Raw genomic sequence first — 16715 nt, forward strand, 5'->3', positions numbered from 1 at the left:
ACTATGTGCACGTTCCGTGGAAGCTCTTTCCTGATTATTTCGCGACAAGCGACAAAGCTTTGTCTATTTGTTTTGTCGCATTATCCAACGCAAAACCGCTTCGCACTTTTGCTGGAAATACTCTAAAAGGTAGACATGCATCTGATTACGACCACACAGGCCCTTGAAGAGGCCGTATCCGCCCTCGCCAAATCCGATTTCGTAACAGTCGATACGGAATTCATCCGTGAAACGACGTTCTGGCCGGAATTGTGCCTTATCCAGATGGCTTCGCCGGACCATACGGCGCTCGTGGACGCGCTTGCGCCGGGGCTCGACCTCGCGCCGTTCTTCCGCCTGATGGCGGACGAAAAGGTGGTCAAGGTTTTTCACGCTGCACGGCAAGACATCGAAATTGTCTTCCACCTCGGCGCCCTCATCCCGTCGCCTGTCTTCGACAGTCAGGTGGCGGCAATGGTCTGCGGCTTCGGCGACGCCATTTCCTATGACCAGCTTGTGCAGAAAGTTACGGGCAAGCAAATCGACAAGTCGTCCCGGTTTACCGACTGGCGCCGTCGCCCGCTTTCAGACAAGCAACTCGACTATGCCCTGGCCGACGTTACCTATCTGCGCGACATCTATCTCTATCTGAAGGAAGAACTTCGCAAAGAAGGCCGCAGCGAGTGGGTGAACGAGGAAATGGCAGTGCTGACCGCTCGTGAAACCTACGACATGCACCCGGATGATGCGTGGCGACGGGTGAAGGCCCGCGTTCGCAAGCCGATCGAACTGGCCATCATGCAATCCGTCGCCGCCTGGCGTGAACGCGAAGCGCGCGAACGCAATGTGCCGCGCGGCCGCATCATCAAGGACGACACCATAGCTGAAATCGCCCAGCAGCAGCCGCGTGACGCGGAAGCACTGGGCCGTTTGCGCTCGATCCCGAAGGGATGGGAGCGTTCGGCACAGGCTACCGGGCTTGTTGCCGCGATCCAGTCTGCACTTGAAATTCCCAAGGAAGATTTGCCGAAATTGCCGAAGCCGTCGCATTCGCCTGAAGGCAGCGCTGCTGCTGCAGATATCCTCAAGGTTCTGCTCAAGCTTGTGACGGAAGAGCACGGCGTCGCTGCAAAGATCGTGGCCAGCTCGGACGATATCGACAAGATCGCCTCAGAAGGTGACAAGGCCAATGTACCTGCCCTGCATGGCTGGCGTCGCGAGGTTTTCGGCCAGAAAGCCCTAGATCTCATCGACGGCAAGATTGGCATCAAGTTCGAGAACCGGCGGATCAGGGCGGTTGAGTTAGGGGAGTAAGTGGTTAAGGCATTAGGGCAGTAAGGCAGTATGTTTAACGCGAACATTAACATATTGCCTTACTGCCCTACTCACTTACTGCCTTATTCCCGCGTCCCCTCAATCGCCGCGTCACCGACCGCGAAATAGATATTCTTTCCCGTCAGCTTGGAAAGCTGCTGCAAGCGGCCTTCGGGACGATCCGAAATCAGGTCTGCAAGATCGCCGGGAACAACCAGCGCAATACCGGTTTCCTCCTCGCGCCACACAAGGCGCGGGATGACGCCCGGCATAGACGCCGACAGAAGATAGACCACACGCAGCAAGGCTCCGAGCAACTTCGCCCTTTCACGCAGGCGCGGCGTGGCGAGTTGCATGATTTCCGGTGCAATCTCGTCTTCGATCAGGCCTTCGTGGCGGTAATAATTGGCAAGCGCCATGAAGGAACGTCCGGCATGGTCGATACCGCCGAACGAGCCGTGAGCGATGATGTTCAGCGCCTGCGACCCCCGATAGTCGGGGTGCGCGCGCCAGCTTATATCGGCCACAAGGCAGGCAGCCTGCCTGTAGCGCGCTTCGTCTTCGGTTTCGTCAAAACCGAGCACCGGCAAGGACAAAGTCGTCCATGTTGCCAGTTCGCGAGCATGACGCGGAGAGCGTGAGCGCAGAATGGACAGTTCGTCTGCCGAGGCCAGCAGCGGATCGAGCCGCTGTTCGTTCTTGGGCAAAAGCGAATAAAGATAGCCTTCGCGTACGCCGAGCGCCGAAAAGACGATCTTCGAAGGCTTCATCAGACGGATCGTCTCAAGCAGTACCGTGGCGCCATAGGCCAAAAGCTGGCGACGGTTTTTCGAAACCGCCTCGATGCCGCGCATCGTGTCGAGATTGCCCTTGGCAACGCGCTTGAGGAAGCTTTGCGCTTCCACCGGGTTTATTTCATAGCCATGCATGACATGCAGCGGATAGTTTTTCGCCGTCATATGCAGCTTGGCAAGGTTACGCCATGTTCCGCCCACCGCATAGAAAACCTGGCCCTGATGCGCTTCCAGAAGCGTTGCCTTTGCCAGTTCCGTACGAGCAATCTTGGTTGCCTCTGGCAGCCGTCCATCGGACATATCCTGCAAGCGCAGGCCGCCGAGCGGCAAGGTGATCCCCTCGCCTACCTCGTGGTCGTCCACTGCGATCAGTTCAAGGCTGCCGCCGCCAAGGTCACCTGTCACGCCCTTCGGTCGATAGAAGCCCGAAATGATACCAAGCGCCGAATAATGGGCTTCTTCCTTGCCGGACAGCACTTCAATGTGCCGGCCGAGAATGGCCTCTGCCTGTGCGATGAAATCCGGGCCGTTCTTCGCTTCGCGTGCAGCGGCTGTGGCCAGCGCGTGAATGGAAACCGCGCCGGCCTGTTCGGCCAGAGCGCGGAAACGCTTGAGCGCACGAAGCGCCGCTTCAACGGATTTCTCGTTGAGCTTGCCGGTTTTCGCCAGGCCTTTTCCGAGGCCGCAGAGTATCTTTTCGTTGAAAAGCACCGTCGGAGAACGGACGATGCCTTCATAGATGACGACACGGATCGAGTTCGAGCCAATGTCGATGACCGCAACGGGCTTGAGTCCCTTCAGGCGGCCTTGTGCCAAAGCTGCGCTCATGCAGTCGTTTTTCTTTCCGCCTGCGCGCGCTTGCGATGCGCGATAAGGCGGGGGGCCGAAGACTTCAGCGACTTTCCGCGACCCGACAGGCTAGGATTGGTCATGAAATATTCCTGCGCGTTGAAAGCTTCTTCTCCAGCTTCCTTTTCTATCCGGCGAGAGGTGCCGTCCGCAAGTAGCTGATAGCTCTGTTGGTTATCAATTATGTTGGCAAACATGATTTGCGACAGGATTTGCTGATGCACTGTTGCATTTGTGATCGGAACAAGCGTCTCCACGCGGCGATCAAGATTGCGCGGCATCATGTCGGCGGACCCGATGTAGACGATTGCCTTGTCGGAAGGCAGGTCGTTGCCGTTTCCGAAACAGAATATACGGCTGTGTTCCAGAAAACGCCCGACAATCGACTTGGCGCGAATATTGTCGGAAAGCCCCGGAACACCCGGACGCAGGCAGCAGATGCCGCGCACGACCAGATCAATCTGCACGCCCGCCTGGCTCGCCATATAGAGCGCGTCAATTATCTGTGGATCGACAAGCGAATTCATCTTCATCCAGATCGCAGCCGGACGCCCCGCCTTCGCATGCGCCACTTCATCCTCGATGTGCTTGAGGATTCGCGCGCGCAAAGTGAAGGGAGAAATCGCGATTTTCATCTCTTCGGCAGGCTGGGCATAGCCCGTGATGAAATTGAAGATATGTGCCACGTCGCGGGCGATATCCGCGTCCGACGTGAAGAACGACAGATCGGTATAGATGCGCGCTGTAATCGGATGGTAGTTGCCCGTGCCCAGATGCACATAGGAACGCAGCCTCTGGTCTTCACGGCGCACCACGAGCGACATTTTCGCATGGGTTTTCAGTTCGATGAAGCCGAACACCACCTGGACGCCTGCACGCTCCAGATCGCGCGCCCAACGAATGTTCGCTTCCTCATCGAAGCGGGCCTTCAGCTCGACCAGCGCCGTCACCGACTTGCCAGCTTCTGCGGCATCCACCAGCGCGCGCACGATCGGACTGTCATTGGAGGTGCGATAAAGCGTCTGTTTGATCGCCAACACATCCGGGTCGGCTGCGGCTTGCCGCAGGAACTGCACCACCACGTCGAAAGATTCATACGGGTGATGAACCACAATGTCCTTTTCGCGAATCGCGGCGAAGCAATCGCCACCATGCTCGCGAATACGCTCCGGGAAACGCGGATTGTAGGACACGAATTTGAGGTCCTCACGCGGGATCGAAACGATCTCGGAAATCATATTGAGTGCCAGAAGGCCTTCATGCACACTGATGCGGCTTTCCGAAACGCCGAGTTCCGTTGCCACGAAAACACGCAGGGCCTCCGGCATTTCGCCGTCAAACTCGATGCGGATCACCTGTCCCCGGCGGCGCCGCTTCAGCGCCGTCTCAAAGAGACGTACGAGATCTTCGGCTTCTTCCTCCACTTCAATATCGCTGTCGCGGATGATGCGGAATGTACCGGCGCCACGCACTTCATAACCAGGGAAAAGCCGCCCGATGAACAGGCTCACCGCATCCTCGATCGTGATGAAGCGATAAAGGTTCTGCTGGTCTGTCGGGAGTTGGATAAAGCGCTTCAGCGCGACCGGGATACGCAGGAGCGCGGTCATCGGATGATTGTCGGCACGACGCGCAAGCTGCAGGGCGATGGAAAAGCCGAGATTCGGAATGAACGGAAACGGATGCGCCGGATCGATGGACAGCGGCGTCAGGACCGGGAAGATCGTTTCGAGGAAGTGGTTTTCAAGCCATTCCTTTTCAGGCCTTGCAAGCGCCGACGGACGGACGATCTCGATGTTCTCCTGTTCCAGTTCCTCGCGCAACGTCCGCAGACGTTGCTGCTGTTCTTCCTGCAAGCGCCCCACTTCGTCCAGAACGAAGTCGAGCTGTTCCTGCGGCGTGCGTCCATCGGCGCTGCGCAGCGCCACACCGGCGCGCACCTGAGCGGCCAGCCCGGCGATGCGAACCATGAAGAATTCATCGAGATTGGCGGCAGAAATGGACAGGAAGCGCAGGCGTTCGAGCAAGGGCTGGCGCATATTCGCGGCTTCTTCGAGAACACGCCGGTTGAACTGCAACCAGGAAAACTCGCGATTGACGAAGCGGTCGGCACTTTGCATCAGCTCGCCGTTCAAAGCTTTGTGAACGCCGGGGCCTGCTTCCATGTCGGGAACGATGGTTGGGTCGGGGGCTAATCCGGCTGCCATCTCGTGTGTCCCGCCTTCGGTCGCGTTGGGGGTATCGCTCGCCATAACGCTGTTTTCGCTCATTTTTCCTGTCCCGACTTCCACCGGAATATTCCGGCTCTGCCTACTGGCTTTACGTGCATCTAATCCCGAAAACCGCTTCGCACTTTTCGGGATGCGCTATAAGCCTATGACTGTCATATGACAGTTTGATAGCAATTAGCCTGAAATGTCCTCAGAATTGATGAAAACGCTTCCGGAAACAAGACTTTCGCGGTACACGCATGCCAATGTCTATGCATGATCTTATCCGGCACCCGGTTTGAGACCATGCCCATACCGCCCATCGACCAGAACCGGAGCATATCATGTCCGATCACATCATTCCTCACTTTCAAAACGACGCCGGCCATGCGGCCATCGAAATCGGCGTGAAGGAATTCATGTGCGTCGGTGCAAACCCGCCTTTCGATCATCCGCATGTGTTTCTCGACATGGGCGATGAAAGCGAAGTCGTTTGCCCGTATTGCTCGACGCTCTACAGCTACAACGCCAAGCTCCATGCCGACGAAACCGTTCCGGCTGGCTGCGTTTACGAAGCACCTGCGGATAAGGCTGCTTAATCCAAACAGCCTCATAAGAATGCCGGATGATCTCATCGACATGAGCAAAGGGCGCATATTGATTGCCGGGGCCGGCGTTGCCGGTCTATCGGCCGCACTGGAGCTGGCAGCTCGCGGCTGGAATATCCGGCTTGTCGAAAAGGCTGAAACCCTTTCGGAAGTCGGCGCGGGCCTCCAACTTGCGCCCAATGCAATACGCCATCTGGAACGGCTCGGCATTGCCGACCGTCTGTCCGGCAAGGCCGTGACACCCGAAGCGCTCTATCTGATGGATGGGCGCAAGGCGCATCCGCTGATGGAAATGAAACTCGGCGACAAGGCTTGTCAGCGCTGGAATCATCCCTATGTCGTTTGCCATCGCGCCGATCTGCAATCCGCCTTACTCGATGCCTGCCTTGAAGAGCCGGGCATCGAGATCAGCCTCGGCACTGAAATCACAAGCCATCACGTTGAAAACGGGATCGTTGCTGCCACCATCCGTCATGGCAATTCCGAAGAATCCCTTGATGTCGCCTATCTGATCGCTTGCGATGGTGTCTGGTCGGCGGAACGGTCAAAAGCAGGTTTCAGCAAAGCTCGTTTCAGCGGCCATATTGCCTGGCGGACAACCCTTGCCACCGATGCCCTCCCCGTCTCTTTCCTGAACGCGATGCCGAAGCGCAATGCCGTCTCCGCATGGCTGGGCAAACAGGCGCATTTCATCGCCTACCCGGTCAAGGGCGGCAATTTCGTCAATTTCGTCGCGATCACGACGGGCGAAAACCCTGGCGAAGTGTGGTCCAGAACCGGCGACCCGGCGCGTCTGCGCTCCATCTACGCGGATTGGGGCACTCCTGTTCGCGATGTACTGGCAGCAGCCGATGCATGGACCTACTGGCCGCTTTTTGAAATGGCCAACGCTCAATTCGTCGGACCGGACCGGACGATCTTTCTGGGTGATGCATCACACGCGGTCACACCATTTGCTGCGCAGGGCGCAGCTATGGCGATCGAGGATGCCGCAGCGCTTGCCGAAGCGCTCGACAGCGGCAACCGCGAAGCAGGACTGAAGCGTTTCGACATCGCCCGCAAGGAACGGATCGCAGCAGTCGCCAAGCGCGGTCAGTTGAACAGGTTCGCCTATCACGCCACCGGCATTTTCGCGCTTGGCCGCAACACACTCTTCGCCATGCGCAGCCCGGATAGTTTCCTGAAGGATCTGGACTGGCTCTATGGCTATGATGCCATTGCGGCAGTGCGGAATTAAGCTGCGTCGCGCGCAGCTTCGAGCGTCGCAACGTCGAGCTTGACCATCTTCATCACGGCATCGGCCACGCGCTGGCGCTGTTCGGCTGTGCCGTTCTGCAGGACATCCAGCAACATCTGCGGCACGACCTGCCACGAGAAGCCATATTTGTCCGTCAGCCAGCCGCATTCCATCGGCGCGCCGCCCTCCATCAGTTTCTCCCAGAACATATCCAGTTCCACCTGATCCTTGCATTGGACGAAAAGTGAGGCTGCCGGGGAAAACTTGAATGTCGGTCCGCCGTTGAGACCGGATATCGCCTGTCCGTCGAGCGTGAAGTTCGCAACCACGACATCGGTGCCTTCGGGCTGATGGGCATGCTCAAACCGGATGAAACCATCGACGGAGGCCGATCTTCCGCAGGCGCGGAAGATCGAAACATAGTGGTTCGCAGCTTCTTCAGCCTGCCTGTCGAACCAGAGACAGATTGTCAGACCTGACATTTTCTCCTCCCTACCGCATCGGCCCGAAAATCGGAATCGATTTTCGGAAGCACGATGCGTAGATTCATTCGTTTAGAAGATTAGAGTGCTTTGTGCGCCCGTAAGAACACACGACACTCTAAGCATTTGTTTTATCGAACTTTTATGGGAAATCTCTATCCCATAACCTTGCTGGCTTCTTCCATGTCCATCCACATCAGCTCCCAGATATGGCCATCAAGATCTTCGAAGCTGCGTCCATACATGAAGCCGTAATCCTGTTTCGGACCCGGATCGGCCTTTCCGCCAGCCTTCACTGCCTTCTCCACGGTTCCGTCGACTTCTGCCTTGCTTTCTGCAGACAGACAGACCAGCACTTCGCTGACCGTGCCAGCATCGGCAATCTTCTTCGGCGTGAACTGGCTGAATTTTTCGTGGTCAAGGATCATCGCGTGAATGGTGTCCGAAAAGACCATGCAGGAAGCCGTTTCGTCCGAGAACATGGGATTCTTGGTGGCGCCTATGGCTTCGTAGAAGCTGGTGGACTTCGCAACATTCTTCACTGGCAGGTTCACGAAAATCATTTTCGGCATGAGATTTCCTCCGTTGGCGGGCTATGCGGCCCGATCTTATTTTACGATTATCTATCGCCTGCCCGCCTCCCCCGGCGATAAGGTCGAGCCATGTGTCTCAGGCCCGGTATGCATTCGATTCTTGAGCGTTCCGGGCGTGTGGCAATTCACGCAATTCGCATTGGAAGAACTCAAAGTTCGCTTGTGCATAATGGCAGATAAGTTATAATTAGCAACCATGAAGTTAGAAAAAATAACCAACCTAGGAAAGCCAGCCGCCAAACGCAGTTATGACGACGCCTGCGCTGCAGCCCATGCCCTTGATTTAATTGGGGAACGCTGGTCTCTTCTGGTCATGCGCGAATTGATGTTCGGCCCCAAACGCTTCAGTGATCTGAGGGCTGACCTGCCGGGGGTGAGTGCAAATGTCCTTACGCAGAGGCTGGAAGGGCTGGAAGAGGCTGGCATTCTGCGCAAAACGAAACTCCCCCCTCCGGCATCGGTGCAGGTCTACGAACTGACCGAGTGGGGTTACGAGAGCGAACCAATTCTTCAGACATTGGGTCGTTGGGCTGCACGCTCGCCAAAACATGATCCCAACCTGCCGATTTCAACCGCTTCCTTCCTGCTTTCACTGCGAACCATGATGGATCATGACAGGTCTCTCGGTCTGCGCGCCGTGATCGGTCTCCGCTTGGATGGGGAGGATTTCACCGCCCGTCTGGATGATGAAGGGATTCAGATAGAGCGCGGCATAGCGCAGAAATACGATCTGCATTTTGAAAGTTCGCCGCGGATGCTGGCTGCTGCGATCTATGGCGGACAATCTCTTTCCGCTCTGGAAATCGCTAATGTTCTCAAAGTCATAGGCGACCGTGCCTTGGCGGAAAAATTCGCGACATTGTTTCCGCTTCCCGACAAGGCTCCGGCGCCGGAATAAAATGTGCAACTTTTTAGTTGCGCATTTTCTCGATCGCCTTATATTGGCAACCGTTGAGTTGCCAATTACGGAGGATGCATATCATGACTATTGCAAGCAATACAGACCGCATCGTGAAGACCGTCGACATTCATGCAGGGATCGACCGCGTATGGCGCGCGCTCACCGATCATGAAGAATTCGGAAGTTGGTTTCAGGTCAAGATCGACGGTCCATTCATCGTCGGCACCCACTCGTCAGGACACATCACCTATCCCGGCTTCGAGCAAGAGCCTTGGGAATCCTTTATCAAGGAAATGAAAGCTCCAACCTATTTCGCCTTCACATGGCATCCCTACGCCATAGACCGGAGCATCGACTATTCCAAGGAACCGCCGACGCTGGTGGAATTCAAACTGGAGCCTGTCGAAGCCGGAACGCGGCTGACGGTCGTCGAAAGCGGTTTCGACGCCTTGCCTGCCGAACGTCGACCGCTGGCATTGAGAATGAACGAACGTGGTTGGGAGGAGCAGGTTGGCAATATCAAAAGACACGTCGAAAATGCATGACGGGGCAGAGATGACAGGTACGGACATCTCCATCGTTTTTGCAGCGCTAGCCGATCCGACCCGGCTGACGCTCATAGAAACCCTGAGCGATGGCGAAAGCCGTTCGATTGTGGTGCTGTCGCAAAATGGCAGCATCACCCGACAGGCCGTCACCAAGCACCTGTCGGTGCTGGAACAGGCAAGACTGGTCGAACGAGAAAGGGTGGGACGGGAAAGCAGGTTTCGCCTGCAAGCTGCCCCGCTGATCGACGCCCGCGCCTATCTCGCAACTGTTTCCAGCCAGTGGGATAACGCACTCCAGCGCCTGCGCCGGTTTGTGGAAGATTAAAGCATGTCGCGGAAAAGTGGGAACCGGTTTTCCGATGACGACATGCGTAAAAACAAACAGTTAGAGCGCGACGCGCTCTAACGCTGATTGAAAAGCAGCGAGGATGTGCCCTTTACAAAACCCAGCTTTTCGTAAAAGGGCACAAGCCGATCCGGGCAATAAAGCTCGAAGCTTTTCACACGTTTCAGCTTTTCATGGTTGAGAATGCGCTCGACAAGGGCCTGTCCCAGCCCTTGTCGCCTGTGCTGTTCCGACACAATCACATCAAAAATCAGTGCCTTGAAAGTGAAGTCGCTGAGAACGCGGGCGAAGCCTGCGATCTTGCCTCCCGCGTCGAGACAGAAAAGAAGCAAATCGCAATGGGCCAGCATATGCGTGACGTCATCGAGCGTCCGCTCGCTCGTCCACCATTCTTTACTGTAAAACTCATGAAATTCGCTGTATTGCTCAGGCGCGAGTTTCTCCACCCATTGAAAATCGGTCACGACTTGCCTCTCCCGTTCTACAAAGCCATCAGTCGCAAAGGCGTTCCACAATGGCAATCCAGTTTGAGCAGACCTGTCCAATCTTTCGTATGTTCGACATAGAAAAAGCCCGTGAGTTCTATCTCGGTTTTCTGGGGTTCACTCTGGATTGGGAGCATCGATTTACCGAGGGAATGCCGCTTTATATGCAGGTTTCTCGCGGCGCTTTGGTCCTGCATCTCAGCGAGCATCACGGCGACGGAAGCCCCGGCGCCAATATTTTTGTGCGTATGCAGGGCGTTGAGGAACTGCATAAGGAGATCAGCGCGCGCGGCTATCGCTTCATGCGACCGGGGATCGAGCATGAACCCTGGGGCCGCGTGATGACGGTCATCGACCCCTTCGGTAATCGCATCCAGTTCTGCGAAGGTCCGCACGAGGAATAAATAAAAAACACCCGCCAGATTTTCTGACGGGTGTTTTAGAGCGCGTTTCGATCTGATTGGATCAGATCGGCGCTCTAACTTCTTCTATTTCAAGCATAATCTTATCGATCCTCGTTTCACTCCGGTCGGATTATGCTCTAAGTTCATGATTGGAATGCCAGGTCAGTGCAGAATCTGGCTCAGGAACAGCTTGGTGCGTTCGTGCTGCGGATTGTCGAAGAACTCGTTCGGCGAGTTCTGTTCGACGATCTGGCCCTGATCCATGAAGATCACACGGTTGGCAACCTGACGGGCAAAGCCCATTTCGTGCGTCACGCAGATCATGGTCATGCCTTCGGCGGCGAGGCTCACCATCGTATCCAGCACTTCCTTGACCATTTCGGGATCGAGAGCGGAGGTCGGCTCGTCGAACAGCATGACCTTGGGGTTCATGCACAATGCACGGGCAATCGCCACGCGCTGCTGCTGGCCGCCGGAAAGCTGGCCTGGATATTTGTTGGCCTGTTCCGGAATTTTCACGCGAGCCAGATAATGCATGGCGACTTCTTCCGCCTGCTTCTTCGGCATCTTGCGCACCCAGATTGGTGCCAGCGTGCAGTTTTCCAGAATGGTCAGATGCGGGAAGAGGTTGAAGTGCTGGAACACCATACCGACTTCGCGGCGCACTTCATCGATTTTCTTGAGATCGTTGGTCAGTTCGATGCCGTCGACGACAATCTTGCCCTTCTGGTGTTCTTCCAGACGGTTGACACAGCGGATCATGGTCGATTTACCGGATCCAGACGGCCCTGCCACGACGATGCGCTCCCCGCGCATGACCTTCAGATTGATGTCGCGCAGCACGTGAAACTCACCGTACCACTTATGCATGTTGGTGATTTCGATGGCGACATCGGTTTTGGAAACCTGCATCTTTGAACGATCGACTTCGAGTTCGAGTTCGGATTGCGGCAGGGCACTTTGTGCACTCATTTCCATTATTCCCTTTATTCTTATCGTTTATGACCCGTATCAAGCCGTCGTTCCATGAATATAGAGTATCGCGACATTGCGAAACAGAAAATCCAGAAAATGAAGCCCGCAAAGATCAGACCGGTGGCAGGCGTCTGTGGAGAAGCCCAGTTGGCATCCGAGAAATTCTGGCGAACGATACCCAGAAGATCGAACATGCCGATGATGTAGACGAGGCTCGTATCCTTGAAGAGACCGATAAAGGTGTTCACGATGCCCGGAATCACCAGTTTCAGCGCCTGCGGCAGGACGATCAGTCCCGTTTTCTGCCAGTAGCTGAGACCCAGCGCATCTGCACCCTCATATTGCCCGCGGGGAATGGCCTGAAGGCCGCCGCGCACCACTTCCGCCATATAGGCCGAAGCGAAAAGCGCCACGCCGATAAGCGCACGCAGCAACTTGTCGAAGGTAACGCCCGGCGGCAGGAACAGAGGCAGCATGACGCTGGCCATGAACAGCACCGTCACCAGCGGAACGCCACGCACCATTTCGATGAAGATGATCGAGAACGTCTTGATGACAGGCAGCTTTGAACGGCGTCCGAGTGCAAGCACTATGCCAAATGGCAGCGACACGGCAATGCCCACGAAGGACAGAACAAGGGTGACCAGAAGCCCGCCCCAGAGTGGCGTTTCCACAAAGGGAAGACCAAACCATCCGCCCACCAGCAGGAAGAAGGCGACAATCGGAAACACGAAGAAGAACAAGATCGCATTGAGAGCCTTGTTCGGAACCTTCGGGATCATAAGCGGCACGAGCAGGACCACGAACATCAACGCGGTCAGATTGACACGCCAGCGTTCTGAAATCGGATAACGGCCATAGATGAACTGCTCGTATTTCGCGTTCACGAATGCCCAGCAGGCTCCCGACCAACCTTCCGGCTGCGCGCCGCCCTGCGCGACAGTCAGGCAGGCGGTGCGGTCCGTACCGGTCCACACGGCGTTGACGAACAGCCATTCGATGATCGGCGGAAGGAACCATGCCACGGCCAACAGGCCGAGAATGGTCAGCGCGGCATCCACCGGCGTTGCGAACAGGTTGACGCGGAACCAGTGAGAAATGCCCTGCACGGAGCGCGGAGGTGCTTCGCCATCAACCAGCTCTGCACGGACATATTGGAGATCTGTGTTTTCCATTGTCACCTCTCCACCAGTGCCATCTTGGCATTGAACCAGTTCATCAAGCCGGAAACAAACAGGCTGATGCCCAGGTAGATCACCATCCAGATCGCCACGACTTCGACCGCTTGGCCGGTCTGGTTGAGGATGGTTCCGCCAACCGCGACAAGATCAGGGTAGCCGATGGCGATAGCGAGCGACGAGTTCTTGATGAGGTTGAGATACTGGCTCGATAGCGGCGGGATGATAATGCGCAACGCCTGCGGAACGATGATGAGACGCATCGTCTGACCGGGGCGAAGCCCGACCGCATAGGCTGCTTCGGTCTGCCCCTTGTTGACACCGAGAACACCGGCGCGAACCGTTTCGGCGATGAAGGAGGCCGTATAGAAGGAGAGAGCCAGAAACAGCGCCAGAAATTCCGGCTTGATCTGTGCCCCGCCTGTCAGATTGAAGGTTCCGAGCTTCGGCAAGTCGAATGAAACCGGAAAGCCCGTGGCAATCAGGGCCAATATCGGCAGGCCGATAATTAATGCAATTGATACACGTATCGTATGGAAAGGCTTTCCTGTTGCCATCTGGCGGCGTTTTGCCCAGCGTGCAACGATGACAGCAGCCACGATGCCGATGAGAAACGCCACGGGCAGAAGCCATGCCCCCTCACCCCAAACAGGCGCAGGCATGAAGAAGCCGCGATTGTTGAGGTAGGTGCCAAGCGGAAGTGCAAAACTGTCGCGTGCCTGCGGCAGGACGGACAGGACGCCGAAATACCAGAAGAAGATGACGAGCAGCGGCGGAATATTGCGGAAGACTTCTACATAGACCGTGCAGATCTTGCGGATCAGCCAGTTGTGCGAAAGCCGACCGATGCCGACCAGAAATCCGAGGATCGATGCCGTGATGACACCGAGCGCAGCAACGTAAAGCGTATTCACAAGGCCGACCAGAAAAGCCCGGCCATAGTTTGAATCGCTGTTGTACTGAATGAGCGTCTGGCTGATATCAAAACCAGCGCGACCATTGAGGAAACCGAAGCCGGAAGCAATGTTTGCGCGCTGCAGATTGGTGATCGTGTTGCCGACTATCCAGTAGATTGCGCCAATGACCGCAGCAAAGACAAGGACCTGATAGAAGATGCCGCGAATTCGCGGATCGTACAGGAGCGAAGTTCCGCCGCGGTCCTGGCGACGTTCAGTTGCAGAATAGGAAGCCATATGTTTCCTGTACCTCTCGGTCGGCCACATCGACCTCGAACAAGAACGGCTGGCCGCATTTGCGGAGCAGTTTCTGACGTCGAGGCGTTGAATGCCGAACCGTTCGGTCTTGCCGTCCCCTGCACAGGCTCATCTCGAGCTTGCGGGCCTGCAAGACGCGGTTGAATTCCGAAAAGCAGCTTGTCAGCATTCAAATGCCCGCCAGATGCGGGGGCAGTAGCAAACGGACAAACCGCAGAGCCGACAAATCCGGCGGGTGCTACTGCACCCGCCTGATGATCAGTCTGGAGAATAACGCCCGTTAGCGCACGGGGATGCCATATTGCAGGCCACCCTTGTTCCACTGGGCATTGATGCCACGTGCAATCTTGAGCGGGCTGCTGGCGCCGATGTTGCGCTCGAAAATTTCGCCGTAATTGCCGACGCCCTTAACGATCTTCACCACCCAGTCATTGTCGAGACCCAGATCGGTACCAATCTTGGTATCCGCCTCTACACCGAGAAGACGCTTGATGTCCGGATTGTCGGATTTCTTCATCTCTTCGACATTGGCCTGCGTAATGCCGTATTCCTCGGCGTTGAGCAGCGCATTATGCGTCCAGCGAACGACATCCGCCCACTTGGCATCACCTTGGCGAACGGTCAGACCGAACGGCTCCTTGGAGATGATTTCCGGCAAGATGACGTGATCGTCCGGATTGGCGAGCGCCAGGCGAACCCCGTAAAGGCTGGACTGGTCGGTCGTATAGGCGTCGCAACGACCGGAGTCGTAAGCGGCATTGGCTTCTTCGATCTTCTCGAAGACAACCGGATTATATTCCATCTTATTGGCGCGGAAATAATCGGCCATGTTCAGCTCGGTCGTCGTACCAGCCTGAACGCAGATGGAAGCACCGGAAAGCTGCAATGCGGAATTGATGCCCGACAGCTTCTTCGAATTGATCATGAAACCCTGGCCGTCAAAGTAATTGATGCCAGCAAAATCGAGGCCGAGCGCGGTGTCGCGGCTGATGGTCCAGGTCGTGTTACGGATCAGGACGTCCACTTCACCCGACTGCAGGGCGGTGAAACGTTCCTTGGCATTCAGCGGCGTGAACTTCACCTTGGTTGGATCGCCGAAAATCGCAGAAGCTACAGCACGGCAATAATCCACATCGAAGCCAGACCACTCGCCCTTGTCGTTGGGCGAAGCAAATCCAAGCAGGCCCGTGTTAACGCCGCACTGCAGAAAACCTTTCGCCTTCACATCGGAAAGCGTGTCTGCGGATGCTCCCGAAGCGGCACCAAACAGCGCCGCTGCACCCAATACACCCGTCATAAGAGTTTTTTTCATCTGGCCTGCAACCTTTTTTGTTCCCTGGAGAACGCCGAACCGTTGGCTCATAGCGTCTCTTGTTGCTTTGTTTTTTGCATAAACCCATTGGAAAAGCCGCGTGACCTCCCAAGCCCATGCCTACAGCAGATTGCCCTCGCCCGAGACCGCTATCCGGTCTTCGATTTTTGTTTTTGAGCGCAGTGACAAACCTGTCGCCTTCACAAGTCGTATCGAAGGCGAAATTTTGCCGTTGGTCAAGGCATTAACGTAGTCCGGTGTACAGACGTCTCAAAAAGATGAGGGAGAAATATTCAGAAATTTACACGGTTTCCCGATTTCTGGGTAGAGCCCTTCACAGGTGAAACCTTTACCGCACCCATGTATTATAAAGCAATTTAGCTAAATTAATACAAATACTTATGTATCACTACCATCCAAGATATATGACACTATTGACAACCTTTGGTAGAAATCAAACGCGCGGCATAGCGCTTTCATCATCCAAAGAAAAAATAATATTTCGCGTCGCCATATAGCGGGCAACCCACCAGGTGGCCACGACACCGATTGTCAGACCTGCAAGAACGTCAGTCGGATAATGCGCGCCCGCCGCAAGCCTGCTGATCCCGAAGAGAATACATACAGTGACGGTCAGGATGCGCCAGCGTGGCAGGAATATCCAAAGCGAAACCATCATGATGCCCGCCATCATGGAATGGCCGGATGGAAAGCTCTCATAAAGAAACTGCCCCTTGAAGGGCGAGAAATAGGCAGCCCCCACATCGTCAAGGAGAAACGGGCGCGCCCGGCCTATGGCGAGTTTGCCGATCTCGACGGGAATGCTCGCGACGACGATTGACGTCAACACGAGTGTTGCCCAACTGTGGAGCTTTACGAACCAGGGCCTTGCACCGGCACGCAGTTTCGGCGAGAGCAGCATTGCCGTGACGAGCCACACCACCATGCCTATCGCGAGCCAGACTATGGTGCGAATCGCATCTGTGACCGCCCGCAGAAATTCCATGATGAGATTGGTGCTTTTCGCCGTGACCCGAATAATGTCCGCATCCCACAGATGCAGCACGAGTATGATGAAAGGCAGAAGCACGACAATTGCGGTCATTTCAAGCGTCCAGGAGGACGGCGCACCCTTGTCGGCCGGGCGCAGAAGAGCCTGAAGGAGTTCAATCGCGGCGCGAAAGGGATAAAGAAAAATGCTTCCCGTGCTTGACGCCATCATATTGGAAATATCCTTTCACAAGCTTCTTACGCAACAAATAGCGCGCGAGGTTGCATCCAGAACG

At 55.8% G+C, this 16715-nt stretch carries 17 protein-coding genes; 7 read left to right on the forward strand and 10 right to left on the reverse strand.

All coding sequences use genetic code 11. The annotated features are described in order from the left end of the window. Window positions 1-135 precede the first annotated feature (135 nt). Entirely contained in the window at window positions 136-1293 is a 1158-nt protein-coding gene (gene rnd / locus ACYSN1_RS03045) for a ribonuclease D (RefSeq protein WP_461724334.1), read from the forward strand. Between the two features lie 83 nt (window positions 1294-1376). Here the strand turns inward: rnd and ppx are convergent, their stop codons facing one another. Then, complete coding sequence (gene ppx, locus ACYSN1_RS03050; protein ID WP_461724335.1) at window positions 1377-2915, reverse strand: exopolyphosphatase; 1539 nt, start codon at window positions 2913-2915, stop codon at window positions 1377-1379. Continuing rightward, on the reverse strand, window positions 2912-5101 hold the full coding sequence (locus ACYSN1_RS03055; RefSeq protein WP_461725259.1) for an RNA degradosome polyphosphate kinase: 2190 nt from the start codon (window positions 5099-5101) through the stop codon (window positions 2912-2914). The genes ppx and ACYSN1_RS03055 overlap by 4 nt, the downstream gene beginning before the upstream one ends. Before the next feature lie 389 nt (window positions 5102-5490). On the opposite strand from ACYSN1_RS03055, the gene ACYSN1_RS03060 reads away from it, so the two are divergent. Beyond that, a complete protein-coding gene (locus tag ACYSN1_RS03060; protein WP_140019791.1) occupies window positions 5491-5745 on the forward strand; it encodes a zinc-finger domain-containing protein in 255 nt (84 codons plus the stop codon). Between the two features lie 40 nt (window positions 5746-5785). Then, window positions 5786-6991: an FAD-binding protein gene (locus ACYSN1_RS03065; protein WP_461725260.1), complete on the forward strand. Its 1206-nt coding sequence runs from the start codon at window positions 5786-5788 to the stop codon at window positions 6989-6991. On the opposite strand, the gene ACYSN1_RS03070 is transcribed toward ACYSN1_RS03065, so the two are convergent. Further along, window positions 6988-7473: a VOC family protein gene (locus ACYSN1_RS03070; protein WP_461724336.1), complete on the reverse strand. Its 486-nt coding sequence runs from the start codon at window positions 7471-7473 to the stop codon at window positions 6988-6990. The genes ACYSN1_RS03065 and ACYSN1_RS03070 overlap by 4 nt on opposite strands. Before the next feature lie 155 nt (window positions 7474-7628). Continuing rightward, window positions 7629-8045: a VOC family protein gene (locus tag ACYSN1_RS03075; RefSeq protein WP_461724337.1), complete on the reverse strand. Its 417-nt coding sequence runs from the start codon at window positions 8043-8045 to the stop codon at window positions 7629-7631. A gap of 217 nt (window positions 8046-8262) precedes the next feature. Here ACYSN1_RS03075 and ACYSN1_RS03080 point away from each other — a divergent pair, with 217 nt between their 5' ends. The 3 genes from ACYSN1_RS03080 to ACYSN1_RS03090 all read left to right on the forward strand — a co-directional run bounded on the left by ACYSN1_RS03080 (window position 8263) and on the right by ACYSN1_RS03090 (window position 9840). Beyond that, window positions 8263-8964: a winged helix-turn-helix transcriptional regulator gene (locus ACYSN1_RS03080; RefSeq protein WP_461724338.1), complete on the forward strand. Its 702-nt coding sequence runs from the start codon at window positions 8263-8265 to the stop codon at window positions 8962-8964. An 83-nt stretch (window positions 8965-9047) separates the two neighbouring features. After that, window positions 9048-9512 carry an SRPBCC family protein gene (locus tag ACYSN1_RS03085; RefSeq protein WP_461724339.1) on the forward strand — a complete coding sequence of 155 codons (465 nt, stop codon included), beginning with the start codon at window positions 9048-9050 and terminating at the stop codon, window positions 9510-9512. A gap of 10 nt (window positions 9513-9522) precedes the next feature. Then, window positions 9523-9840 (forward strand): ArsR/SmtB family transcription factor, encoded by a 318-nt coding sequence (locus ACYSN1_RS03090; RefSeq protein ID WP_461724340.1) that lies wholly within the window; start codon window positions 9523-9525, stop codon window positions 9838-9840. 77 nt (window positions 9841-9917) lie between these two features. Here ACYSN1_RS03090 and ACYSN1_RS03095 read toward each other — a convergent pair whose 3' ends face one another. After that, a complete protein-coding gene (locus tag ACYSN1_RS03095) occupies window positions 9918-10325 on the reverse strand; it encodes a GNAT family N-acetyltransferase (protein ID WP_461724341.1) in 408 nt (135 codons plus the stop codon). 50 nt (window positions 10326-10375) lie between these two features. On the opposite strand from ACYSN1_RS03095, the gene ACYSN1_RS03100 reads away from it, so the two are divergent. Next, window positions 10376-10750, forward strand: coding sequence for a glyoxalase superfamily protein (locus ACYSN1_RS03100; protein WP_461724342.1), 375 nt, complete (start codon window positions 10376-10378; stop codon window positions 10748-10750). A gap of 162 nt (window positions 10751-10912) precedes the next feature. Here ACYSN1_RS03100 and ACYSN1_RS03105 read toward each other — a convergent pair whose 3' ends face one another. The 5 genes from ACYSN1_RS03105 to lpxE form a co-directional block, all read right to left on the reverse strand. Then, window positions 10913-11722, reverse strand: coding sequence for an amino acid ABC transporter ATP-binding protein (locus ACYSN1_RS03105; protein WP_461724343.1), 810 nt, complete (start codon window positions 11720-11722; stop codon window positions 10913-10915). Window positions 11723-11742: 20 nt separating this feature from the next. After that, window positions 11743-12900, reverse strand: a complete 1158-nt coding sequence (locus ACYSN1_RS03110) for an amino acid ABC transporter permease (RefSeq protein ID WP_461724344.1) — start codon at window positions 12898-12900, stop codon at window positions 11743-11745. A gap of 2 nt (window positions 12901-12902) precedes the next feature. After that, window positions 12903-14096 (reverse strand): amino acid ABC transporter permease, encoded by a 1194-nt coding sequence (locus ACYSN1_RS03115; protein ID WP_461724345.1) that lies wholly within the window; start codon window positions 14094-14096, stop codon window positions 12903-12905. A 301-nt stretch (window positions 14097-14397) separates the two neighbouring features. Next, window positions 14398-15429: an amino acid ABC transporter substrate-binding protein gene (locus ACYSN1_RS03120; RefSeq protein ID WP_461724346.1), complete on the reverse strand. Its 1032-nt coding sequence runs from the start codon at window positions 15427-15429 to the stop codon at window positions 14398-14400. A gap of 454 nt (window positions 15430-15883) precedes the next feature. Continuing rightward, window positions 15884-16651 carry a lipid A 1-phosphatase LpxE gene (lpxE, locus tag ACYSN1_RS03125; RefSeq protein WP_461724347.1) on the reverse strand — a complete coding sequence of 256 codons (768 nt, stop codon included), beginning with the start codon at window positions 16649-16651 and terminating at the stop codon, window positions 15884-15886. Window positions 16652-16715 lie beyond the last annotated feature (64 nt).

The sequence above is a fragment of the Brucella sp. LJL56 genome (assembly GCF_054871705.1).

Bases quoted from the DNA above. Each gene is read 5' to 3' on its own strand.
- rnd (WP_461724334.1), top strand. From the start codon at position 136: ATGCATCTGATTACGACCACACAGGCCCTTGAAGAGGCCGTATCCGCC.
- ppx (WP_461724335.1), bottom strand. From the start codon at position 2,915: ATGAGCGCAGCTTTGGCACAAGGCCGCCTGAAGGGACTCAAGCCCGTT.
- ACYSN1_RS03055 (WP_461725259.1), bottom strand. From the start codon at position 5,101: ATGGAAGCAGGCCCCGGCGTTCACAAAGCTTTGAACGGCGAGCTGATG.
- ACYSN1_RS03060 (WP_140019791.1), top strand. From the start codon at position 5,491: ATGTCCGATCACATCATTCCTCACTTTCAAAACGACGCCGGCCATGCG.
- ACYSN1_RS03065 (WP_461725260.1), top strand. From the start codon at position 5,786: ATGAGCAAAGGGCGCATATTGATTGCCGGGGCCGGCGTTGCCGGTCTA.
- ACYSN1_RS03070 (WP_461724336.1), bottom strand. From the start codon at position 7,473: ATGTCAGGTCTGACAATCTGTCTCTGGTTCGACAGGCAGGCTGAAGAA.
- ACYSN1_RS03075 (WP_461724337.1), bottom strand. From the start codon at position 8,045: ATGCCGAAAATGATTTTCGTGAACCTGCCAGTGAAGAATGTTGCGAAG.
- ACYSN1_RS03080 (WP_461724338.1), top strand. From the start codon at position 8,263: ATGAAGTTAGAAAAAATAACCAACCTAGGAAAGCCAGCCGCCAAACGC.
- ACYSN1_RS03085 (WP_461724339.1), top strand. From the start codon at position 9,048: ATGACTATTGCAAGCAATACAGACCGCATCGTGAAGACCGTCGACATT.
- ACYSN1_RS03090 (WP_461724340.1), top strand. From the start codon at position 9,523: ATGACAGGTACGGACATCTCCATCGTTTTTGCAGCGCTAGCCGATCCG.
- ACYSN1_RS03100 (WP_461724342.1), top strand. From the start codon at position 10,376: ATGGCAATCCAGTTTGAGCAGACCTGTCCAATCTTTCGTATGTTCGAC.
- ACYSN1_RS03105 (WP_461724343.1), bottom strand. From the start codon at position 11,722: ATGAGTGCACAAAGTGCCCTGCCGCAATCCGAACTCGAACTCGAAGTC.
- ACYSN1_RS03110 (WP_461724344.1), bottom strand. From the start codon at position 12,900: ATGGAAAACACAGATCTCCAATATGTCCGTGCAGAGCTGGTTGATGGC.
- ACYSN1_RS03115 (WP_461724345.1), bottom strand. From the start codon at position 14,096: ATGGCTTCCTATTCTGCAACTGAACGTCGCCAGGACCGCGGCGGAACT.
- ACYSN1_RS03120 (WP_461724346.1), bottom strand. From the start codon at position 15,429: ATGAAAAAAACTCTTATGACGGGTGTATTGGGTGCAGCGGCGCTGTTT.
- lpxE (WP_461724347.1), bottom strand. From the start codon at position 16,651: ATGATGGCGTCAAGCACGGGAAGCATTTTTCTTTATCCCTTTCGCGCC.